The sequence below is a fragment of the Photobacterium profundum genome (assembly GCF_003026285.1).
GTDB lineage: Bacteria > Pseudomonadota > Gammaproteobacteria > Enterobacterales > Vibrionaceae > Photobacterium > Photobacterium profundum.
Map to the genome: position 1 here is coordinate 60,780 of NZ_PYOD01000014.1, position 21,554 is coordinate 82,333.

Annotated in this window: 21 protein-coding genes and 1 riboswitch; of the genes, 16 read left to right on the top strand and 5 right to left on the bottom strand. The window is 40.3% G+C overall.

Going from position 1 to position 21,554, the window contains the following annotated elements:
- Positions 1–39 precede the first annotated feature (39 nt).
- The 9 genes from C9J48_RS21910 to C9J48_RS21950 all read left to right on the top strand — a co-directional run bounded on the left by C9J48_RS21910 (position 40) and on the right by C9J48_RS21950 (position 8,297).
- Complete coding sequence (locus C9J48_RS21910; protein ID WP_006230157.1) at positions 40–984, top strand: YbgA family protein; 945 nt, start codon at positions 40–42, stop codon at positions 982–984.
- A gap of 36 nt (positions 985–1,020) precedes the next feature.
- On the top strand, positions 1,021–2,487 hold the full coding sequence (gene phrB, locus C9J48_RS21915) for a deoxyribodipyrimidine photo-lyase (RefSeq protein WP_006230156.1): 1,467 nt from the start codon (positions 1,021–1,023) through the stop codon (positions 2,485–2,487).
- A 22-nt stretch (positions 2,488–2,509) separates the two neighbouring features.
- Positions 2,510–2,947 (top strand): nuclear transport factor 2 family protein, encoded by a 438-nt coding sequence (locus C9J48_RS21920; RefSeq protein ID WP_006230155.1) that lies wholly within the window; start codon positions 2,510–2,512, stop codon positions 2,945–2,947.
- Positions 2,944–3,675 (top strand): SDR family NAD(P)-dependent oxidoreductase, encoded by a 732-nt coding sequence (locus C9J48_RS21925; RefSeq protein WP_006230154.1) that lies wholly within the window; start codon positions 2,944–2,946, stop codon positions 3,673–3,675. The genes C9J48_RS21920 and C9J48_RS21925 overlap by 4 nt, the downstream gene beginning before the upstream one ends.
- Entirely contained in the window at positions 3,672–5,090 is a 1,419-nt protein-coding gene (locus tag C9J48_RS21930) for an NAD(P)/FAD-dependent oxidoreductase (RefSeq protein WP_006230153.1), read from the top strand. The genes C9J48_RS21925 and C9J48_RS21930 overlap by 4 nt, the downstream gene beginning before the upstream one ends.
- Positions 5,087–5,920, top strand: a complete 834-nt coding sequence (locus C9J48_RS21935) for a DUF1365 domain-containing protein (RefSeq protein ID WP_006230152.1) — start codon at positions 5,087–5,089, stop codon at positions 5,918–5,920. The genes C9J48_RS21930 and C9J48_RS21935 overlap by 4 nt, the downstream gene beginning before the upstream one ends.
- 61 nt (positions 5,921–5,981) lie before the next feature.
- Positions 5,982–7,211, top strand: coding sequence for an SAM-dependent methyltransferase (locus C9J48_RS21940; protein ID WP_006230151.1), 1,230 nt, complete (start codon positions 5,982–5,984; stop codon positions 7,209–7,211).
- A 51-nt stretch (positions 7,212–7,262) separates the two neighbouring features.
- Positions 7,263–7,760, top strand: a complete 498-nt coding sequence (locus C9J48_RS21945) for a DUF2878 domain-containing protein (protein ID WP_006230150.1) — start codon at positions 7,263–7,265, stop codon at positions 7,758–7,760.
- Positions 7,761–7,763: 3 nt separating this feature from the next.
- On the top strand, positions 7,764–8,297 hold the full coding sequence (locus C9J48_RS21950; protein ID WP_006230149.1) for a chalcone isomerase family protein: 534 nt from the start codon (positions 7,764–7,766) through the stop codon (positions 8,295–8,297).
- Between the two features lie 370 nt (positions 8,298–8,667).
- Here the strand turns inward: C9J48_RS21950 and C9J48_RS21955 are convergent, their stop codons facing one another.
- The 3 genes from C9J48_RS21955 to C9J48_RS21965 form a co-directional block, all read right to left on the bottom strand.
- On the bottom strand, positions 8,668–9,942 hold the full coding sequence (locus tag C9J48_RS21955; protein WP_006230148.1) for a sensor histidine kinase: 1,275 nt from the start codon (positions 9,940–9,942) through the stop codon (positions 8,668–8,670).
- Between the two features lie 5 nt (positions 9,943–9,947).
- The gene (locus C9J48_RS21960) at positions 9,948–10,616 is read right to left on the bottom strand and encodes a response regulator transcription factor (protein WP_006230147.1); all 669 of its coding nucleotides are present in this window, start codon (positions 10,614–10,616) and stop codon (positions 9,948–9,950) included.
- A 193-nt stretch (positions 10,617–10,809) separates the two neighbouring features.
- On the bottom strand, positions 10,810–11,265 hold the full coding sequence (locus tag C9J48_RS21965; RefSeq protein WP_006230146.1) for a DUF2442 domain-containing protein: 456 nt from the start codon (positions 11,263–11,265) through the stop codon (positions 10,810–10,812).
- A gap of 369 nt (positions 11,266–11,634) precedes the next feature.
- Between C9J48_RS21965 and C9J48_RS21970 the strand changes: the two genes are divergently transcribed.
- The 6 genes from C9J48_RS21970 to C9J48_RS21995 all read left to right on the top strand — a co-directional run bounded on the left by C9J48_RS21970 (position 11,635) and on the right by C9J48_RS21995 (position 19,856).
- A complete protein-coding gene (locus tag C9J48_RS21970; protein ID WP_006230145.1) occupies positions 11,635–12,804 on the top strand; it encodes an efflux RND transporter periplasmic adaptor subunit in 1,170 nt (389 codons plus the stop codon).
- A 14-nt stretch (positions 12,805–12,818) separates the two neighbouring features.
- Positions 12,819–15,938, top strand: coding sequence for a multidrug efflux RND transporter permease subunit (locus C9J48_RS21975; protein WP_006230144.1), 3,120 nt, complete (start codon positions 12,819–12,821; stop codon positions 15,936–15,938).
- Positions 15,939–16,200: 262 nt separating this feature from the next.
- Entirely contained in the window at positions 16,201–16,506 is a 306-nt protein-coding gene (locus C9J48_RS21980; RefSeq protein ID WP_006230143.1) for a hypothetical protein, read from the top strand.
- A gap of 403 nt (positions 16,507–16,909) precedes the next feature.
- Positions 16,910–18,067 (top strand): ABC transporter substrate-binding protein, encoded by a 1,158-nt coding sequence (locus C9J48_RS21985; protein ID WP_006230142.1) that lies wholly within the window; start codon positions 16,910–16,912, stop codon positions 18,065–18,067.
- Positions 18,064–19,110, top strand: coding sequence for a FecCD family ABC transporter permease (locus C9J48_RS21990; RefSeq protein ID WP_006230141.1), 1,047 nt, complete (start codon positions 18,064–18,066; stop codon positions 19,108–19,110). The genes C9J48_RS21985 and C9J48_RS21990 overlap by 4 nt, the downstream gene beginning before the upstream one ends.
- The gene (locus C9J48_RS21995; RefSeq protein WP_006230140.1) at positions 19,110–19,856 is read left to right on the top strand and encodes an ABC transporter ATP-binding protein; all 747 of its coding nucleotides are present in this window, start codon (positions 19,110–19,112) and stop codon (positions 19,854–19,856) included. The genes C9J48_RS21990 and C9J48_RS21995 overlap by 1 nt, the downstream gene beginning before the upstream one ends.
- Before the next feature lie 97 nt (positions 19,857–19,953).
- Here the strand turns inward: C9J48_RS21995 and C9J48_RS22000 are convergent, their stop codons facing one another.
- Together C9J48_RS22000 and C9J48_RS22005 are read right to left on the bottom strand one after the other, a co-directional pair.
- The gene (locus C9J48_RS22000) at positions 19,954–20,178 is read right to left on the bottom strand and encodes a helix-turn-helix domain-containing protein (RefSeq protein WP_006230139.1); all 225 of its coding nucleotides are present in this window, start codon (positions 20,176–20,178) and stop codon (positions 19,954–19,956) included.
- Positions 20,179–20,187: 9 nt separating this feature from the next.
- Positions 20,188–20,736 (bottom strand): DUF2975 domain-containing protein, encoded by a 549-nt coding sequence (locus C9J48_RS22005; RefSeq protein ID WP_006230138.1) that lies wholly within the window; start codon positions 20,734–20,736, stop codon positions 20,188–20,190.
- Between the two features lie 319 nt (positions 20,737–21,055).
- Here C9J48_RS22005 and C9J48_RS22010 point away from each other — a divergent pair, with 319 nt between their 5' ends.
- The gene (locus tag C9J48_RS22010) at positions 21,056–21,307 is read left to right on the top strand and encodes a hypothetical protein (protein WP_006230137.1); all 252 of its coding nucleotides are present in this window, start codon (positions 21,056–21,058) and stop codon (positions 21,305–21,307) included.
- Positions 21,308–21,395: 88 nt separating this feature from the next.
- Positions 21,396–21,495: riboswitch (purine riboswitch) on the top strand.
- The last annotated feature ends 59 nt before the right edge of the window (positions 21,496–21,554 follow it).

Genomic DNA, 21,554 nt, shown 5'->3' on the forward strand with positions numbered 1-21,554 from the left:
TATATAAATTTAGGTTGTATTTTATTTAAGGAAAAGACAATGCTTATTCCTATCGGTATCAGTGCCTGTGTAATTGGAGAAAAGGTACGCTTTGATGGCGGACATAAACAAAATCGTTTTGTTACCGAGGAGCTTTCAGAATATTTTAAGTTTAAGCCAATCTGCCCTGAAGTGGGTATTGGCTTGCCGTCGCCTCGTCCTGCTATTCGCTTACTAGAAACGAATGGGAAACAACGTTTGGTTGGTAGTCAAGATTCGGATCAGGATCATACTGACAAAATGGTGATATTTACCGATAAGCAAATCCCGCAATTGCAGGAAATGTGTGGTTATATCGTATGTGCTAAATCCCCGACTTGCGGCATGGAAAGGGTAAAGTTATACATTGAAAATGGTAATACTGTGCCGGGTGGTACTACTGGTGTGTATACACGTAAGTTAATGGAGCAAATGCCTTGGTTACCGGTTGAAGAAGATGGCCGTCTGCAAGATCCTGTATTAAGAGAAAATTTTGTATTCCGCGTGTTTGCCCTCAATGATCTATACCAGTCAATCAAGGGTAACTTGACGCGTGATGCAATTGTCAAATTTCACTCCCGTTACAAGCTGGTATTGATGGCACACAACCCATCTTTATATCAAACATTAGGTAGATTAGTTGCGACAATTAATGAGTGGGAGCTCGATGAATTCTTCATTGCTTACCGCTTACAGTTTATGGATGCAATTAAATGCAGAGCAAATATTCGTACTAATACGAACGTGTTAATGCATATGCAGGGTTATTTTAAGCAGTTACTTGATAAAAAACAAAAAGCTGAATTAGCCGACTTAATTATGAATTACCGTAAAGGGCACCTCCCGCTACTGGCTCCGTTGACTTTGTTTGAACATTATTTGCAGTTACACCCCAATGCGTATTTACAATCACAGCGTTACTTGAATCCCTACCCGAAAGAATTAAGGCTTCGTTTTTCATTGTAAATGCAGTGAAAGTAGATGCTTTACAAGGAGAGGGTCATGAACAAAGATGGCTTACAATTAATATGGTTTCGGTCTGACCTGCGTATTACAGATAATACCGCCTTAATCCATGCGTGCCATTCAGGACGCCCAGTTATTGCTTTGTATATTGCCACGCCTAAACAGTGGTATGAACATACAGTTGCTCCAATACAAATTGATCTTATTCAACGACGCTTATTGGTATTGCAACAACAACTCCATACTTTGAATATCCCATTATTGATCTGTGAAGTTGACGACTATACCTCTATTCCTGAATTGATGAAGAACCTCGTTAATCAGCATCATATTTCTCATGTATTTTGTAATAAACAGGATGAATGGAATGAAAAGCAACGGGATCATTCTGTTAATCAGGCTTTGGTAGAAAAGCAGGTTAAAGTCAGTATTTTTGATGATAGCTGCGCCATAGCGCCGGGAAGGGTTAAGACTAAGCAGGGAGGGACCTTTAAGGTTTTTACACCTTTTCGACGTGAATGGTTAAATGTATACCATTCTTTATTACCTGAAGCGCAACCCGCACCACAAGCTGTCGTGCTTCACCCTATAACTTCCGAACTGCTTGCTCAAAGTGCCACATCTGTATCGTTTTCATACCCAGAGAAAGATAGTGCTTTCTGGCCCGTAGAAGAAGATGACATACGCCGGCAGTTACAGGCGTTCTGTTTAGAAAAAGTACATTTATACAATGAGCATCGAGATATTCCTGCTATTGATGGCACGAGCTGCTTATCACCTTATTTAGCAATAGGAGCATTGTCGGTAAGGCAATGTATCAGCATATTAAGAAGTGAATTTCCTCACTGCCTTGAATCTTCTGAACAAGGAGCGTTTATTTGGCTTAATGAACTGATCTGGAGAGAGTTCTATCGACACCTTACCGAGTCTTACGGGAAGTTAAGCCGAAATCAGCCCTTTCATGCCTGGACTACGAAAATTAGATGGCGCAGTGCAGATGATGAACTTAAATGTTGGCAGCAAGGAGAAACGGGTTTTCCTATTGTAGATGCAGCAATGAAACAACTGTTAGCAACGGGATGGATGCATAACCGACTTCGAATGATTGTTGCGAGCTTTCTCACCAAAGATCTGTTGATTGACTGGCGAGAGGGAGAGAAATGGTTTATGTCGCAACTGATTGATGGTGATTTCGCGTCGAATAATGGCGGTTGGCAATGGGCTGCATCGACGGGTACTGATGCCCAACCGTATTTTCGAGTGTTTAATCCGACGTTACAAGGCCAACGATTTGATCCAAATGGTGATTTTATTCGTAAATGGATAAAGGAACTGAAAGATGTTCCTAATAAATATATCCATACCCCGCACCTTTGGGATGGGGCAAATACATTGAATTACCCGAAGCCTATTGTGGATCATAAACAAGCGCGTTTATTGGCTATCGAAACATTTAAGCAGGCGAAAATATTTAATCAGGAAAATATGTTGGCTGCAAAATAGGCGGGTAATAAAGGAGAGTGAGATGTCATCGTCATCAAACAAGATCATTGCACATTTTATTGAAACCTATAGCCAGCTATCAAAAGCTAATTTAGCCGATCTTAAAAATCTATATCATCAAGATGTGGTATTTGAAGATCCTGCACATCGTATGAATGGGTGGCCTGAGCTTCATAGTTACTTTGAAAATTTATATCGCACGATTAACAGTTGTGAGTTTGTTGTGCATTCGTGGCTAGCTGATGATTCACAGGCGTTTGTACAATGGACGATGACATTCTCACATCCTGATTTGGAAAAAGGTTCGTTACGACATGTTGAAGGCTGCTCTCGACTTGAATTTAAAGATGAGCAGGTAATTTACCATCGTGATTATTTCGATTTAGGTGAAATGATATACGAAGGGGTGCCTCTACTTGGCAAAGTTATTCGGCACATTAAAACGAGGTTGGGGCAATGAAGCAAGTATTGATTACAGGTGCTAGCTCGGGAATAGGCGCGCAGCTTGCAATTGATTATGCCTCAGAAGGGTGGCAAGTCATTGCATGCGGTCAAAGTGAGGTCCGACTGGCAGAGTTGGTAAAAAACAATCCTTTAATTATGCCTTTGCCATTTAATGTCACTAATATTGTAGAAGTAAAGCAAGCGCTTGAAAGTATTGAACAGTTACCTGACCTTATTATTCTAAATGCAGGTACCTGTGAATATATCGATAACGGTGTGATTGACACTGCGTTATTTAAGCGTGTGTTTGATGTCAATTTTTTTGGTCTTCTACACTGTATAGAAGCAATGCAATCACGATTTAGCTCTTCAGCCCATTTAGTGATTATTGGTTCGTCGGCATCGTTCGTACCGCTGCCACGGGCCGAGGCATACGGTGCCTCAAAAGCGGCAGTGGCTTATTTGTCACATACGCTGGCGATCGATTTAGCGCATATCGGTGTAACGGTGACTCTGGTTAATCCCGGTTTTGTAAAAACCCCGTTGACCGATAAAAACGATTTTCAGATGCCGATGCTAGTTACGGCTGAGTATGCTTCTGAACAAATCCGTAGAGGTATCTCTGCCGGTAAAATAGAAATTAATTTTCCATGGAAGTTTAACTTGCTACTTAAATTCATTGCGCTATTGCCGCTGCGTTTGCAGTTGAAAGCGATAAAGCAGTTCACAGGGAAGCGAACATGAAAATAGCCATTATAGGTTCAGGTATTTCAGGGTTAAGTAGTGCTTGGTATTTACATAAACAGCATGACATTAAGGTATTTGAAGCTAATGGTTACATTGGTGGTCACACTGCAACGGTTGATGTAATCGTACCCAGTGGACGTTATGCCATTGATACTGGCTTTATTGTATTTAATGATCGCACTTATCCGCATTTTGAGCGTTTACTGGCTGAAATTGGTATAGAGGGCCAGCCAACCGAAATGAGCTTTAGCATTTGTAATCAAGTGAATGGGTTGGAATATAACGGACATAGCTTTTCTTCTTTATTTGCTCAGAAACTAAATTTATTTAATCCTCGTTTTTATTTGTTTCTGTATGAAGTTCTGCGTTTTAACCGGTTGGCGAAAGAGGCCGCCAGCAGCAATGCGGTTCGAACGGGAACGTTAGGTGACTTTCTATCTCTTTATGGCTTTAGTGATTATTTCAATGAAAACTATATCTTGCCGATGGGAGCCGCAATTTGGTCTTCATCTATGTTTGATATGCGTGGCTTCCCGTTAGACTTTTTTCTTCGTTTTTTCCTTAATCATGGCTTACTTGATGTGACGAATAGACCTCAGTGGTCGGTTATTCCTGGTGGTTCAAGGGAATACGTTCGAAAAATCATATCGTTAATTGGAGAGTGTGTTGCTTTAAATACCCCAGTTAAAGCGGTGACCCGTAAGGACGGTATCGTTGAGGTTGAAACTGAGTATGGAGTTGAATGCTTCGATCAGGTGATTTTTGCTTGTCATAGTGATCAGGCGTTAGCGATGCTGAAAGATGCCACCGCAGATGAAAAGCGGGTACTGGGTGCGATTGAATATCAGGATAACGAAGTCGTACTTCATACCGATATCAATGTATTGCCAGAAGCACGTGCAGCTTGGGCATCATGGAACTATCGCCTTGAACAAGACAAGGTAACCGGAAAAACACAAGAGAATTTACTTTCAACACTGACGTATAACATGAGCATTCTGCAAGGGTTAGATGCGCCAGAAACCTTCTGCGTTACCTTAAACCAAAGCGAAAATATTGATCCAGCAAAAATACTGCGTAGTTTTACTTATGCGCATCCAGTGTTTTCACGTGAAAGTATTATTGCTCAGCAGTCTCGAACCGATATCAACGGTAAGCATGGCAGCTGGTTTTGTGGTGCTTATTGGTATAACGGTTTTCACGAAGATGGTGTAAGAAGTGCTTTAGATGTAGTGGAAGCAATTAATGCTAGCGAAGAGTCTGCGCTATCTAATACCAGTACTAGTACCGGAACGAACGCTAATGCGGATAGCGATGTGAACAAAGGCTTGGTTGATGCCGCTTTGAGCTGTGAAACATTGCCTCGTGAGAAATTGCCTCGTGAGAAATTGAGTAGCGAGGCAAAGCAATGAACAGCGGGATCTATGTTGGCAGTATAAGGCATCGTCGCTTTACACCTGTTAATCATCAATTCAATTACCCCATTTTTATGCCATTGATCGATTTGGATGAGATGGCAGAATTAACACAAACAATTTGTGGGTTTGGTTCATCACTGTTCAGTTTTGCTCGTTTTAAGCGTACCGATTATATGCAAGGTGAGTGTTCATTACGTCAAGCAATAAGAGACAAAGTTGAACAACTGACTGGCGAGCGGGTGAACGGAAAAATCTTGATGCTGTGTCAGCTACGCTACTGCGGGTTGTATTTTAGTCCGCTCAATCTTTATTACATTTACGACGAAGATAACAAGTGGCGTTATATGTTGGCTGAAGTCAGCAATACACCGTGGAATCAACGTCACTATTACGTTATTCCAGCTGTGGCACAGTGGCCAGAAAAGTTCTGGACTGAACAGAAAGCTTTTCATGTATCACCATTTAACCCGATGGAGCAACAATATCAGTGGCGGATTAATGAGCCGGGCGACAGGTTGTTTGTTCATATGGAAAATCATCCCAATAGTGATCAATCTTCTGATAAAAATGTATTAAATAACGATAGCAACAAAGACAAAGACCAAAGAAACGAGAGAATTTTCGATGCCACCATGGCATTACGTCGTCAGCCATTTACATCTGGTGTATTGCTAAAGTTGTTAATTAAAACACCGGTAATGGCTATAAAAGTGGTATTTGGTATTTATTGGCAAGCACTAAAGCTTTGGTTAAAAGGGGCTCCTTTTTACCCACATTCCACTAATAAAAAAGATAAATATTACGGAACTGACTCTAGTTCTTAATGTGATAAAGGTTGCACCGCATATAAGGCGGGAACCCATAAAGAAAAATTAGGGATTAATGATGTTAAGAAGTGAGATTAACTATTCGGAAGTATCAGCCTCTAAGTCAGACAACGTAGCTAAAAAAGTGGTGTTTAAAATACTTGAAAAGTTACAGGGAGTAGGGCTGATACTGATTGAAAAAGAGGGAAACACCTACCATGTTGGCGATCAAAGTGCTGACCTTCAAGCGCAATTGATGATTAATCACCCTGGCTTTTACAAGCGCATTCTAACAGGTGGCAGCATTGCTGCAGGTGAAGCCTATGTCGATGGCTGGTGGGATTCTCCAGATTTGACTAAAGTCGTTCAAGTGTTGGCTCGAAATCTACCAATACTGGATAAGCTCGAAGCCAAAGTTGGTTGGATGACTGCATTAGCAGAAAAAATCAGCCATAAAATACGTAGGAACAATAAAGATAATGCTAGGGAAAATATTTCAGCGCACTATGATTTAGGAAATGCGTTGTATTCATTATTCCTCGATTCAAAAATGCTCTATTCCTGTGCAATTTACCGTTCAGAGCAAGATGATCTACTGACTGCACAAACTCATAAAATGGATCGTCTGTGTCGCCAGCTAGATCTTAAACCGACTGATCACCTACTCGAAATTGGAACAGGTTGGGGGGCATTGGCTACTCATGCCGCGAAACATTATGGCTGTCGTGTTACTACCACCACCATCTCGAAAGAGCAGTATGATTGGGCCAAAGAGTGTGTTGAACAACAAGGGCTTGGTGACAAAATTACTCTGTTGCTTGATGATTATCGTGATTTAACCGGACAATACGACAAAGTTGTGTCTGTCGAGATGGTCGAGGCGGTCGGGAAAGAGTATTTAACAACCTATATAAAAAAATGTCAGTCGTTGTTAAAGCCAGGAGGGTTGCTGGCGCTTCAGACTATAACCATTACTGATCAGCGTTATGATAGTTATAGCCGCGGGGTCGATTTTATTCAGAAGCACATATTCCCTGGTGGTTTTCTGCCGTCGGTTACCGTTTTGGTGAATGAAATGACCAAGCAAAGCGATTTTGTGGTCAGGGATATAAAAGACATCGGCTTAGACTACGCGAGAACATTGTCTGACTGGCATAAAGCCTTCAATCAGAACACAGATAAATTAGCTCAATTAGGTTATGACCAACGTTTTGTACGCATGTGGCGTTATTACTTCTGTTATTGCGAAGGCGGTTTTTTAGAGCGCAGTATCAGTACGGTACAACTTATTGCCAGTCGTCCGAAATAAGATCAACTGGATCGTGTGATTTCATCGCGGTATATAGTTAGAGGTTCAAAAATGCCAAGATTTCATTTTCTCGCGATTACTTTTGGTTTTAATCTCTATTGGCTGCTCGCGGTTTGGGGGCAGTTTGATTATATCTGGCTGTTAATCGTGATGCTTGTCGCCTGCTGGTGGATATTTCAGGGTAGTTGGCGTTTTGCCATTATTGCCGCAACCGCTGGCATCTCAATGGATGCATTGTTGAGTTATTTCGGGGTATATCAGTTCGATGGTAATGCTATACCGCCTTGGTTAATTTTACTCTGGCTTGGTTTCGCTTCTTTTGTTTGGTTGTTAAGAAAGGTGATCCAAAATTATCCCTCATACGTACTGGTTGTTATAGGAAGTATTGGTGGAACGGTTAGTTATTTGGCGGGATTGCGTTTAGAAGCCATCAGCTGGCCAATGGGCATACCAGTTACCATGATGATAACGCTTGTGAGCTGGCTGGTTTATTCCATTATTCTGTTAGTACTCCTTAAATTATCTGTTCAACGGTGGGGGGAGGATTAGGATATGACAATTTATCTGCGTATGGCGCAATGCCTAGCCAGAACTTGGTTGGCTGCAACGGTAAGCATGATTTTGTTATTCGTCGGCTTTTCAGCCAGTGCGAGTTCTTACTGGCAGAGTTGGCAAACTGTTGGACGTGCAGAATTGAGCTGGGGTTTTTGGGAAATTTACGATTCAGAATTACGCACACCAGATGGCACCTACAGCTTTGATCAACAAGAATTGGCATTGGTGATTCGTTATCGCAGAGATATTGATGAAGAAGATCTGCTAGAAGCGACGGATAAGCAATGGATACATCTTGGGATACCTCAGTCAATGCGCAAACAATGGCTAAGAGAGCTATCAATTATTTGGCCTGATGTAAAAAAAGGCGATAGATTAATTTTTGTCTTAAATGCGCAAGGTGCTGCCTTCTATCAAGGTAACCGCTTACTGGGTAAAGTGGAGAGTGAGGAGATGGCTAAGGCTTTTCTCGGAATTTGGCTTTCACCTCAAACCGCTTATCCTGAAATGAGACGTAGATTGATCGGGTAGAGTGGTGCTTTGATCGTATTGCTCGATCTGATTACAGCTACGCTTGATGAACAACGCTATTTAGTATGATACTTAATATGAAGAGAGGGGGAAGGCAAAGAGTCGCATAAAATGCGACTTAAATAATAGCGACCAAGTCGTTAACTGTCGAGGTTAACGGAAGTTATATCTTACTAGGGTAATGATTAACAAGATGTAAAACATACCATATGAAAATAAACACCCCCAGTAACATTTGCCGTGTGAATGCACGCTTGGGCATTTAGTTTGGTATTTGTACAACAAATCCATACATTGATGATATTTTCTCTTATTTGACTGAAAAGTATAAACAGATAAAATTGACGTTATGTCACTAATAAGATTTAGTTTACCTGAATTGATGTGAAGAGAAAATCAGCTCAACACGGCAGGATTTTTCTGTGGTGCTTTGATGGTAATGCCAATCTTGATTATCACAGACTTGACGTACTAGCTTAATACCCAAGCCAAAGCCATCGTTTGTTTCACCTGTTAATAGTGAACCGTTGTTTGTGATAACTAGCTTGTCACCTATTAACTGAATGTTGATATAACCGCTATCGGTATGCTGCATCGCATTACGTATTAGATTTGCAACGGTAATACGCACGAGTACTTTGGGTAGCTGAGCCGTAATTTCGTTTAACTCAAACTCTATTTCTACAGATTTCCCCTTCAATAGGTATTGGTGTTCTTCAATTAGATCGACTATCAATTGGTCAATACGAAAGGTTTCAATTGTTGGGTGATATGCTGTATTGCGTGTAAGCCATAATAAGGTCTCTGTTAAATGACTCATTGTTAACCCTGCTCGGGTAATGCGATCTAAAGGTTTTTGACAGGCTGGTGGGGCTGCATGCCATAAATGATCCATTAATGAAGCATTGCTAAGTATAACTGCAATGGGGGTGCGTAGCTCATGGCTTGCATGTTGTAGAAATTGTGATTCACGGCTGAGAGTCTTTTCAATACTTTGAAGGTTAGTATGAATTTTTTCTGCTAACTCATCGAGTTCTCTAAAGCCGAACAAAGGAACGGGATCTGCCAAGGTTTTCAACGTTAGTTGCTGTGCCCAGTGATGAAGTTTATTAACTGGACGGGCGATGTAGCCTGCTAAAGATAGGACTAAGATTAATAAAATAATAATGGTGATGGCAGATACTACCCAGATAGACGGCATATTCGCTTCTATTTTATCCACTTCGGGTTGTAAGTACTGGTCATCAAATTTATTGACGATAAAATACATGTCGCCGCTTTGAGCAATAGCAGGGTGAACAAAGTAAGCTGCTTCAGGGAAATCATACCATTTGTTTTTTATTTCAAAACTGTAGTGTTCTTGGGCTTGTAAATCTGCTTGAGAAAAATTGTGTTTTATGATGTCAGGAAGATCTTGATAATGGCGATAGATTTGGGCGTTAAAGATGTCTAACTTGGCTTCAATAGGATCAAATCCTTGCTGCGAAATCAGCTTTTGAATATGGGCTGAATATATGGAAAGTGAATTATCCATCCCCCAAAAATAGAAACTTTTGGCTAGTAAAGAGTAGCCCAGAATTAGAATGAGTATCGCGCTACTTATAAATGCTAATACAATACGCAGTAAACTTTGATTTATTTTCATTAACGTTAATCTTCTTTGATGACCCAGCCTTTACCCGGCACAGTATGGAGAAGTTTTGGACCCGGAACTTGTTCTAACGAGCGGCGTAGGTAGTAAATATGTGCTTTTAAAGTATTGCTGTTGGGCGCGTCTTCTCCCCAAAGAGCGTCTTCGAGTTCTTCGCGGCTGATCACTTTTGGACTTGCTCGCATTAATAATTCAAGAATAGTGAAAGATGCGGGGGTAAGCTTAACGTGATGTTCACCGCGGAATACCTGGTAAGCACTATTATCAAGCGATAAATCTGCGACTTTTATTAGAGGAGTCTGGCTGCTTCGGCGACCAGAAAGTACCATGATACGAGCTAAAAGCTCACGATTATCAAAGGGCTTAGATAAATAATCGTCGCCACCTGATGCAAACCCAGCAAGCTTGTCATCGATACTGCCTCGTGCCGTTAAAAATAAGATAGGGGTCTGGCAACCTTCTTGGCGTAGCTGCTCGCACAATGTCAAACCGTTCATTTTAGGTAGACCGATATCAATTACGAGTATGTCGTAGCGATTGCTTTGTGCCAACGTGAGACCAGCAACACCATTACTGGCGTAATCTGGAACCATATTTTCAAACTCCATCAGCTGTAGCAGTGTTTCAGCGAGGTCTCGATCATCTTCGATCAGCAATACACGAGTCATAGTTACCTTTTGCGTATTCTTAAATGGGGGGGAGCTACTTAAGTGTATAAGAACAATCTACTTAATTATTACAATGCTACTTCTTAACTTGTTGACTTCATCGTTATCAATACTAAACCAATTAAGGTAAGTTTTGGGTAAAACCGTATTAAGTTAAGTAATTTATGTGGTTAGGCATTTATTATTCATCAGATTAAATAACCAGTGCGCTGATTAGCCATCCTGCGATCCCAAATGAAACGACTATTAGTATAAAACCAACATATTCTGATATGTCAGAATTTGTGAAATCAATAAACCAATATTTCATTTTTATTCGCCAATTTTGGGAAGATACATCATCAAGTGGTCGTTCATTGTTCAGTGCTATCATATTTTGTTTAATCCACTCAATATGAATATACGCATGGTTGTACCACTGAATAATGCGGTTATTGACCGAATAAACATCACGTTTATCATCAGTAACAACTTGTTTAAACAACATCTGCTGTCTAGCCAGTGATGCACAGTTAATCATACCTCTTTCACCATTACTCAATTCGACATATAAAGTAAAATCTTTTATGTATCTGGCTGTTTTTATGTGTTCAAGTTTCTTAATTTGTTTTATAAGTTCCATTTCTATTAGTCGCTCAGCCTTTTTCATCGAATTTAGAAGTAGTTTCAAAGGGGATGTTGCAAATAATAAGATAAGACAGTTCTCCCCAAAGATGCAGTAATAATTCAAGCCCCTAAAGCGTTGACCAAGTTCGTTTCCGTATTCTGAATATGTTGGTCAGATGGTTATCAATGTTAAACCAACGAAAGTAAATTTTGAGTAAAAGCCGCATTAAGTGAAGTAATTTATACGGTTAGACATTTAAGATTTATTCGATTTATTCGATTTATTCGATTTATTGGTATTGAGTTAAGACGTTTTACCGCATTTTTACCACCTCAACGTTAATGTCTCTTTTTTATTAGATTGGTTATCTCCATTGGGCGGGGTAACAGCTTATTCTTAAGAAGAGTAGTAATGACGGTCGATATTCAAAAATCTAGCTTACTGATAACTTCGTTGCTTGTCAGTGCATTGCTAGTTGGATGCAAGGGAAGTCCTTTCACTGAAAGCTTAGAAGCTGCAGAAATGGAACAGCCTATGGTTGCTAATGTATCGGTTCTGAAAGCTGAGAAAAAATCGGTAACTTTGTTTGATGAACTTCAAGGACGAGTAGTTGCTTTTCGTACCGCTGAGATACGTCCTCAAGTGAGTGGGATTATCACGGAACGTTTATTTAAACAGGGTGAAATGACAGCGAAGAACCAGCCATTATTCCAAATAAATAAAGAACCATTTCTTATTGATATTAAAGAAAAAGAGGCATCCTTAGCTCAGTCGAATGTTAATTTGCTACTAGCAAAACGTAAGTATACACGTTTACAAGCCTTGGATAAAAGTAGTGCTGTTAGTAAGCAAGCATACGAAGAAGCGGTCTTTAATCAACAAAAAGCCTCGGCAAACGTTATGCAGAACGAGGCGACGTTAGAACAAAGTAAGCTGAACCTTAAATATGCCACGATAAGAGCGCCTATCTCCGGGATTATTGAACAGGCCCTAGTGACGGAAGGGACATTAGTTAATAAAGGGGATAGCCAAGCACTCGCCATTATTAAGCAAATCGACAAAGTATATATCGATGTTAGACAACCAGCCTCTAAGCTATCAACCTTACGTAAGCTACTATCGAAAGGTGAAGCTACGAACCAGAAAGGGCTTGGTGTGAATATCAAGCTATCTGATGATAGCTCTGAAGACATTGTTGGTAAGATTGTTTTCTCTGGGATCAGCGTAGATTTGAATACCGGAGATTTAATTGTTCGTATTGTGGCTGATAACCTTAAGCGTACCTTGCTTCCTGGTATGTATGTGCGTACCGAAGTTCCTCGCCGTTCACTTAATGCCTTTTTATTACCCCAGCAAGCGATTCAACGCGCCAGCAACGGCGAAGCATTTGTTTCCGTTGTGACTGCATCTAATGATGCCATTAAGCGTAGCGTTACCCTTGATGGCATCCAAGACCATCAATATGTCGTGTCATCTGGCTTAAAAAACGGCGATTCAGTCATCATCGAAGGTTATGAGAACATTATGCCGGACGTTGAATTGAATGCTTCTGATTGGAATCCGTCTGCTCAAGCCGGATAGAAAGGAATTTAACTGTGTCTCAATTTTTTATTAATCGCCCGATTTTTGCATGGGTGATCGCTATTTTGATCATCCTCTCTGGGGTGATATCTATTCCTAACTTGGCCGTCGAGCGCTTTCCGAGTGTAGCACCGCCAAGTGTTAGTCTTTATTTAACGTATCCTGGGGCGAGCCCCCAAACCTTGAACGACAGTGTGGTGTCACTCATAGAGCGGGAAATTTCTGGTGTTAAAGGCTTAATGTATTTTAAATCGTCATCGGACTCGACAGGCAGTGCTGAAATAACGGCAACGTTTGAAAATGGAATTAACCCTGAGCTAGCGCAAGTTGAAATTCAGAATAAATTGAAAGCGATTGAAGCACGTTTACCATTATCTGTTCGTCAATCGGGTATTCAAGTGGAGTCGTCATCATCAAGTACTTTGATGTATGTGGGCTTAATCTCACCGAATGGCGAGTACACGGAATCTGAACTTAGCGATTACATGATACGTAATATTGTCGAGGAGCTAAAACGGATTCCCGGTGTAGGTCGTATTCAAATGTTTGGTGCTGAGTTTGCGATGCGCATTTGGATTAATCCTATTCAGTTAAATGCGTTCAACTTAACAGTGAGCGATGTAGCGAAAGCCATTCAAGAGCAAAATGTTCAAATTTCACCGGGTAAAGTCGGCGATGCACCGATTAGCCAAGGTCAGAAAACGGTTGTGCCATTAACTGCCCAGGGGCAATTAGAAACCCCTGAAGAGTTTAGAAACATTGTATTGCGATCTACGCCTAATGGTGGCTCAGTTCTATTGGGTGATGTAGCTGAAGTTGAATTGGGCTCTCAGAATTATCAGTATTCAAATCGTGAAAATGGGCAACCCTCAACATCGGCATCGGTAAAATTGTCGCCAGGGGCTAATGCTATTAGCGCGTCGAATGGTATTCGTTCACGCCTTGATGAGCTGAAACAAGCCATGCCCGCAGGCATTGATTACACCATTACATCTGATGCTGCTCCGTTTGCGAAAATTTCTATTACCAAAGTTATTGTGACGTTGGCGGAAGCCATGGTGCTTGTTTTTCTAGTGATGTATTTGTTCTTGCAGAATGTGCGTTACACCGTTATTCCTGCAATTGTGGCTCCGATAGCCTTGCTGGGCACATTTACTGTAATGCTGATGCTTGGTTTCTCGATTAATGTGTTTTCAATGTTCGGAATGGTGCTTGCTATCGGGATTATTGTTGATGATGCCATTGTAGTGGTAGAAAACGTAGAGCGCGTTATTTCAGAAACAGGTGTGTCTGCGAAGAAAGCAACGCAGGTGGCGATGAAAGATATCTACAGCGCATTGGTAGGAATTACTGCGGTACTTTCCGCGGTATTTATTCCGATGGCGTTTGCAGCTGGCTCGGTCGGGATTATCTTCCAGCAATTCTCGTTAGCCATGTCGGTATCTATTTTGTTCTCTGCTTTTCTTGCTTTAACGCTGACGCCTGCATTGTGCGCCACCATTTTGAAACCGCACAGTGAGACTCATGAACATAAGCGCGGTTTCTTTGGCTGGTTCAACCGTTGTTTTGAACGTTTGACTAAAGGCTATCAAAGCTGGGTGGCTAAACTAGTGGTCCGAACCGGTCGAATGATGGTGATTTACCTGGCGTTCGTTGTTGTTGCTGTGTTTACCTTCAATCAAATTCCGAGCACCTTTTTACCAGAAGAAGATCAAGGGTACTTCTTGACGTCGATTCAATTACCTTCCGATGCGACTGCTGAACGTACAATGGATGTGGTTAAGAAAGTTGAAAATTTTGTGCAATCACGTGATGCAGTTGAATCTAGCATGTCGATACTTGGTTTCAGTTTTAGTGGCTCGGGGGCAGGCTCTGCGTTTGCAGTTACTACTTTGAAAGATTGGAATGAACGGAATAGCGCAACGACTCAGCAAGAGGTACAAGCACTGACAGAGTATTTGCAAGATCTGAATGAAGGTGTAGTGTTTAGCATGCTACCGACGGCAATTGATGGATTAGGTACATCGTCGAATATTTCTTTACAGTTGCTTGATCGCTCAAACTCTGGTTATGAAAAATTTCAGAATATACAACGTCAATTTATTCAAAAAGCGCGAGAAAATAGCGCATTTTCGAGTGTGTTTTTTGAATCATTACCAGAAACCAATAGCATTAAATTGAAGATCGACCGTAAAAAAGCACAAGTATTAGGGGTTTCTTTCACGTCGATCAGTGAAACTATTTCAACGGCTTTAGGCTCGAACTATGTGAATGACTTCCCGAACAAAGGGCGTTTACAGCAAGTGATCATTCAGGCAAATGCAGAATCACGTATGCGTTTGGAAGATATCTTGAAGCTGTCTATTCGCAATGAACGCGGGGGGATGGTGTACCTATCAGAATTTATAGAGCCAGTATGGAAAGCGGCGCCTCTTCAGCTGACTCGTTTCAATGGTATACCATCGGTTGCTGTTTCGGTTGCTCCCGTTGCTGGTGTTTCAAGTGGTGCAGCAATGGCTGAAATTGAAAAAATTGTTGCCTCATTACCAACGGGAACCAGTATTGAGTGGACGGGCATTTCACGCCAAGAGAAACAAGCTGAATCGCAAACTACTTTGCTATTAGCATTTTCGATGTTAGTAATTTTCCTTGTGTTGTCGGCATTATATGAGAGCTGGACGACACCATTAGCCGTGATCTTAGTCGTTCCATTAGGCATTATTGGTTCTATCGCAGCGGTAATGGTTACTAATATGTCCAATGATGTCTTTTTTAAAGTAGGTTTAGTTACTATCATTGGTCTTTCTGCAAAGAACGCTATATTAATCATTGAGTTCGCACAGATTCAGCGATCACAGGGAAAAGGGCTCTTAGATGCGACGATAGATGCCGCTAAGATGCGATTGAGGCCGATATTGATGACATCATTAGCCTTTACCTGCGGTATTATTCCATTAGTGATAGCGACGGGGGCAAGTTCAGAAATCCAGAATTCGATTGGTACCGGAGTACTCGGTGGCATGATAAGTGGTACTGTGCTTGCTATCTTTTTCGTCCCGGTATTTTTTGTATTTATTAATGAGTTAATAGAAAAGTATAAACGCAAAGGGCAATATGCCTCAGAGGTTAACTAAGCAGCTATAGCATTAGATGATGAATAAATAAAATACGTTAAATGGTATTAAATAAAGATAGAGCGATATTACGGGTTAACCGTAATATCGTTTTTTAGTTACGCTGCTTAAAAATTTACATACTGACAAGAACTTAAATTAATTTAAAAACCTTTACGTCCATTTACCGCATTTTTACCGACCAGTTGTTATTTTAGTACCAGTTCTTCGAAGCCTACAGAACACGACGAATTTGAATATAACAACACATAGGATTCCACTTATGAAAAAGTCTAATATTGTAATCGCAACTATGCTTATCGCTTTCTCTTCAATGTCTTTTGCTGGATTGAAAGTGGTTGATTCACCAAATGGAGCGTGGGTGACTGTGACGGATAATGGAAAGCCTGTTGAGAATGCTGTTGTATCGGCGGTGAACGTTCCACAATCAAAAGCTGAGTTTAAAACAAATGATAAGGGGCGTGTATTTGTACCGCTTGCGATAAACCAATCAAGATCAGTGAAGTACAAAGCAGTTACGCAGGAAGGCAAAGAATTTAGTCGTTTTGCATTCCACGGTAAAAGCTAAGTAATAGCTGAGCATATAGCGGCTTATAACTCTATGGCGTCAAAGCGAATAGATTCGCAATGACGCTTTACTTAAGTGTGCTATCTATTTTTATCCTCATTAGAGGCAGTATGAATAAGTCAGATTTTACTTGTCATTATGCCCTGAGCATTATTGCTGTGATAGTGCTTGTTTGCGCTTCAATATACTTATACGAAATAGATTATATGCAGTTAATATTAACAGTATTGTTGAAGAGAGGCGAAGTTGTCCCTTAATAGCGCTGGAAGATTACACGTTAATCCATAATATAAGTAAGGTTTTCTTGGTAAAATTGAAAGCTAATATTCCAATTAACGATATTTAAATTGATAATTATTATCATTAGTATTGGCGTTAAATATCTTTATTGTTGTTAAATAGAATGAAAAACGCGTTTAAACTACTTTGTCTCTCATCGGCACTATTCTCATTTTCGTCAATTGCTGCTCAATTTCCCGTCACTGTTACTGATGTTTCTGGTCGTCAGGTTACGATTGAGTCACAACCTGAAAATATCGCTTTATCGACCGGTCGTGTTTTTCCATTACTAGAAATTATTTATCAGCAAGAAGCTGCTGACCATCTTGTTGCTTGGCGTGATGATATGCGCGTTTCTGCTCCTAGTATGTATGCCAATTACATTAAAGATTTCCCACAACTAAAAGATGTCCCACATATTGGGAAGATTAAATCTGGCGAATTTGATACTGAACGCTTTATTAATATGAAGATAAGACCGGATCTTTTTGTTGTCGATATTTCAAATGTAAAACTGGCAGAAGAAAAAGGGCTTATTGCTAAATTAGATAAACTTGGCATTAAAGTTATTGCTATCGATTTTCGTGAAGATCCCGTAAAAAATACTGTGAAATCTGTGACAACGTTAGCTAAAGCGCTAGGTAAAGATGAGCAAGGCAAAGCATTTGCCAATTATTATCAACAGCATGTGAAAAACTTAACGGATGTTGTTGCGACATTACCTGCGTCAGAACTCAATAAGCGCGTATTCATAGAGCGTGCGGCGGGTTATGACGGTTCTTGTTGCCAAACATTTGCGACCGGTAATATGGGCGCATATATCCCTTATTTAAAAGCAACCAATATTGCAGACAAACCCCTAAAAGGTGCTATTACAGGGCAGATGTCACCAGAAAGTGTGATAAGTAACCAGCCAGATGTGTACATCATGCAAACAACGGGCTGGATTGACAAAAAAGGAAATGCAACGAGTGGCGTTCCATTTGGTTATGCACCTCTGAATCAGGCTGCTATTAGCAAAGCAACAAGCAAGTTGATGGACCGTTCGTGGTTAAAAGCTATGAATGCTTACCAGAACAAGAACGTGTATTCGATTTATATGCCTTTCTATAACTCGCCGTACAATTTAGTGGCGATGGAATATTTTGCCAAGTGGATTCATCCGGAGCAGTTCAAAGACTTGAATCCAGAGAAAACATTTGAAGAGATGAACCTGAAGTTTGCGAACCGTAAAGCGTCAGGTGTATTTGGGCAAAATAACTTCGAGGTAATGAAGAAGTGAGTTCAATTGCACTTGAGTTAACTGCTCATCGTGCTCGTAATCAGAAAAAGAAGATTGCCTTGGCAGTCTTCTTTATTATGAGCATTATTTGCTTAATTGCAGATATTCTTATTGGATCGCAAGGTTTGACCCTTGACCAAGTATTGAATGGTATTTTTCATCCATCGTCGAGTGATATTGCTAGCCGTATCATTATTTGGGATATTCGTATGCCAATGTCATTGATGGCACCTTTAGTGGGTGGGGCTTTAGCATTAGCTGGGGCGCAAATGCAAACCACGCTGAATAATCCACTCGCCGATCCTTATACGTTCGGCGTGTCGGCTGCTGCGGGTTTTGGTGCGTCTTTAGTTATTACTAATGTGATTGCTATTCCATTTATTCCGGTCGAATACCAAGTTGCATTCATGGCGTTCATTATGTGCTTGTTAACGACATTCATGATTGCTGGCGTGTCTTCTATAAAACGCGTATCGATAGAAGGTGTAATGCTATTTGGTGTGGCAATCATGTTTGCCTACGACAGCATGCTAACTATGATGCAATACATTGCGACAGAGACACAGTTGCAAACTTTAGTGTTTTGGCAAATGGGATCATTAGATCGTGGCAGCTGGGAAAAAATTACGGTTTTAGCGATTCTGTTACCTATCGTACTTGCCATTATGATGAAGGATTCATGGAAATTATCGACGCTTAAAATTGGTCAGGAACGTGCAGAATCAATGGGGATCAATGTTAATCGGTTACGCGTTAAAACCTTATTATTAGTGTCTGTTATTACATCTCTTTCGGTTTCTTTTGTTGGTGCTGTTGGTTTTGTTGGGCTTGTTGCACCGCATATTGCCCGAATGATCTTAGGTGAAGATCAACGTTATTTCTTACCTGCTTCTTTCTTGCTGGGGGCGGTCTTATTAGAGCTGGCTTCTATTGCCAGTAAATCAATTATGCCGGGTATTATTCTGCCTTTAACCGTTGTGATGTCGATGGTGGGTATACCGTTCTTTATTTTCCTAATTGTGAAAAAGGGCGGTAAGTTCTAATGGCGCTTAAAATTAGTAATCTCTCAGTGTCATTTGGCGGTAACCGCGTGTTGAATGACCTGACAATTCCAGAAATTCATGCTGGTGAAATGGTCTCGTTAATTGGTAAGAACGGGGCAGGGAAGTCGACGGTACTCAAACAGATGACCAAGCTGATCCGATTTGATCCTCATTTGATTACCTTGGCTGGTAAGCCGTTGGTTCTTGATGAAATTGGTTATTTGCCTCAAGACCACCGTATTACCGCAAGTATCAGTGTTGTCGAATTACTTATTACGACCATGCATGTTGGATCAAACTCATTATTTACCAAAGCCGATAGTGCAGAAAATGCATTAGCTTTATTGCATAGCATTGGCATTATTCATTTAGCGAACAAAATTTGTACTGAGTTATCTGGTGGTGAAAGCCAAATGGTCGGCTTAGCACAAGCGGTTATCAATAAACCCAAAGTGTTGATATTAGATGAACCAACGTCAGCACTGGATATGAGTAATCAGCTTAAACTGCTTGAGTATGTAAAATTGTATACGCGCCAGTATTCAGCGTGCGCTTTAATGGTGGTACATGATTTGAACCTCGCGATTCAGTATTCCAATAAAGTGGCAGCATTACATGACGGACGACTTTTTGCGTATGGTGAACCGACGCATATTATTGATGAACAATTAATCAAAGACTTATTTAATGTGAAATCCCAAATCATTCAGCTCGATGACTATCCCGTGGTTGTCGTGCGTTCGTAGTTTTTTGCGATAACACTTAATCAAAAAGAAAAGCCCATATAACCCATGTTTTAATCGGTTATGTGGGCTTTAGTATCTTTAGCTTTCAAGATTACCGCTAGCTTTGTTGTTCGTTGCTATTGGCTTCGAACTCCAGAATATCACCAGGCTGACATTCTAATACCTCACATAATTTAGCGAGTGTGGAGAAACGGACGGCTTTCGCTTTTCCGTTTTTTAATACAGACAAGTTGGCTTCGGTAATTTCTACCAGCTGCGCTAAGGTCTTTAAGCGCATTTTCCGTTTTGCCATCATCACATCTAAGTTAATACGAATAGTCATTATGACTCCTTAAATCGTGTGGCTGTTTTCATCGGCAAGAGTGTATCCTTCCTTCATCACCCATGAAATGATCAGAACAATAAATCCGAAGACTATAGTCAAAAAATCCATACCAACAAAGCTAATTGCTAGCATGCGCTCACCAGGAGGGTTATTAAACGATAAAATTACCGACATTAACGCGCCATATATTACAGAAGCGCCAACCCAATAGAACACGCTGTAACCTAATTGTTGATAGTAGTTGGCATTTTCAAGGGTGAATATTTCGTTTTTTTCGTAGTTGCGAAATAAACGAATTAGCACTGTTAAAGCATACATAATGATACTGCACAGTAATAAACTAGCGACTACCGCCAAAATGCGCGTCGTGAGTGTGAACGGCAGCTGCGTGTAACTGTCGAAGTCATAACTGAGTTGAATAATACCGCGCGAGGTTAAAAAGTCGTACGGTGTTTCAACGGTTAGCCAGTAGTAACACACCGCAATAGGTGTAAGTGCAAAAAAGAACTGAAATAACAAACGGGCACGGCGACTTTGTTTTTGAATCTTAGACATAACGAACTTCCTGTTAAGTGGATGTGCAAATACTAAGATTATTTCAATCGAAGATCAATGTATAATTATCGTTTATCGATAATAAATTATTGTTATGGTTTGTTGGAATATTTTGTTTATGATTTTACTTTGTAAGATATCCTCTACTTATTAGTACTGTGTGCTGAGTGAAGTAGTTGATTTATATAAATAATCAATTTGCGTTGAAAAAAGCATTTCAATATGCAAATCATGACATAAAATTACGATATAGCAGCTGTTAAAACTTGGTACAGAAAATGCTTTATAGTATGCCTTATCTACTAAGGGAATGTTGTATATGAGTTTTATCATCGATAGACAGTTAACTAATAAATTAAAGAACAGTTATGCAAAGCTCATTCAATTCAGGGAAAAGCATCCAGAACTCGAAGAGGTAAATGCTGCTAAAATATTATTAGTTAAAGAAGAACATTTGCTTAAAGCGTTTCTTCAGGCTTATAACGGCGAAAAACGAACAAGTATTGATATTAAGTCATTACCAGAAGTTAATATGGGTACAAAAATTCATGAATGCAGAAGCGATCTTTAATTAATTGATTTGTTGATTGCGCCATCGTATGAAGTATGGAAAAATTCAGTAGTAACTTTACCAAAATGATTAAGCTGTTTAGTGCTTGTAATAATTGGTAAAGTTACTTCGTATAACCCCACTTATAGGGTGTGGGGGTCTCTACCAGAATCCGTAAAATTCTGATTACGAAGAGTTGAGTGATTGATCGCTTTTCTCTTTGTATGTCTAAAAACTGCTGAGTAGAAAGGCTGTTAATCTAAACCCC

Excerpts from the sequence above, each read along its gene's own strand:
- C9J48_RS21910 (WP_006230157.1), top strand. The coding sequence starts at position 40 with ATGCTTATTCCTATCGGTATCAGTGCCTGTGTAATTGGAGAAAAGGTA.
- phrB (WP_006230156.1), top strand. The coding sequence starts at position 1,021 with ATGAACAAAGATGGCTTACAATTAATATGGTTTCGGTCTGACCTGCGT.
- C9J48_RS21920 (WP_006230155.1), top strand. The coding sequence starts at position 2,510 with ATGTCATCGTCATCAAACAAGATCATTGCACATTTTATTGAAACCTAT.
- C9J48_RS21925 (WP_006230154.1), top strand. The coding sequence starts at position 2,944 with ATGAAGCAAGTATTGATTACAGGTGCTAGCTCGGGAATAGGCGCGCAG.
- C9J48_RS21930 (WP_006230153.1), top strand. The coding sequence starts at position 3,672 with ATGAAAATAGCCATTATAGGTTCAGGTATTTCAGGGTTAAGTAGTGCT.
- C9J48_RS21935 (WP_006230152.1), top strand. The coding sequence starts at position 5,087 with ATGAACAGCGGGATCTATGTTGGCAGTATAAGGCATCGTCGCTTTACA.
- C9J48_RS21940 (WP_006230151.1), top strand. The coding sequence starts at position 5,982 with ATGTTAAGAAGTGAGATTAACTATTCGGAAGTATCAGCCTCTAAGTCA.
- C9J48_RS21945 (WP_006230150.1), top strand. The coding sequence starts at position 7,263 with ATGCCAAGATTTCATTTTCTCGCGATTACTTTTGGTTTTAATCTCTAT.
- C9J48_RS21950 (WP_006230149.1), top strand. The coding sequence starts at position 7,764 with ATGACAATTTATCTGCGTATGGCGCAATGCCTAGCCAGAACTTGGTTG.
- C9J48_RS21955 (WP_006230148.1), bottom strand. The coding sequence starts at position 9,942 with ATGAAAATAAATCAAAGTTTACTGCGTATTGTATTAGCATTTATAAGT.
- C9J48_RS21960 (WP_006230147.1), bottom strand. The coding sequence starts at position 10,616 with ATGACTCGTGTATTGCTGATCGAAGATGATCGAGACCTCGCTGAAACA.
- C9J48_RS21965 (WP_006230146.1), bottom strand. The coding sequence starts at position 11,265 with ATGAAAAAGGCTGAGCGACTAATAGAAATGGAACTTATAAAACAAATT.
- C9J48_RS21970 (WP_006230145.1), top strand. The coding sequence starts at position 11,635 with ATGACGGTCGATATTCAAAAATCTAGCTTACTGATAACTTCGTTGCTT.
- C9J48_RS21980 (WP_006230143.1), top strand. The coding sequence starts at position 16,201 with ATGAAAAAGTCTAATATTGTAATCGCAACTATGCTTATCGCTTTCTCT.
- C9J48_RS21985 (WP_006230142.1), top strand. The coding sequence starts at position 16,910 with ATGAAAAACGCGTTTAAACTACTTTGTCTCTCATCGGCACTATTCTCA.
- C9J48_RS21995 (WP_006230140.1), top strand. The coding sequence starts at position 19,110 with ATGGCGCTTAAAATTAGTAATCTCTCAGTGTCATTTGGCGGTAACCGC.
- C9J48_RS22000 (WP_006230139.1), bottom strand. The coding sequence starts at position 20,178 with ATGACTATTCGTATTAACTTAGATGTGATGATGGCAAAACGGAAAATG.
- C9J48_RS22005 (WP_006230138.1), bottom strand. The coding sequence starts at position 20,736 with ATGTCTAAGATTCAAAAACAAAGTCGCCGTGCCCGTTTGTTATTTCAG.
- C9J48_RS22010 (WP_006230137.1), top strand. The coding sequence starts at position 21,056 with ATGAGTTTTATCATCGATAGACAGTTAACTAATAAATTAAAGAACAGT.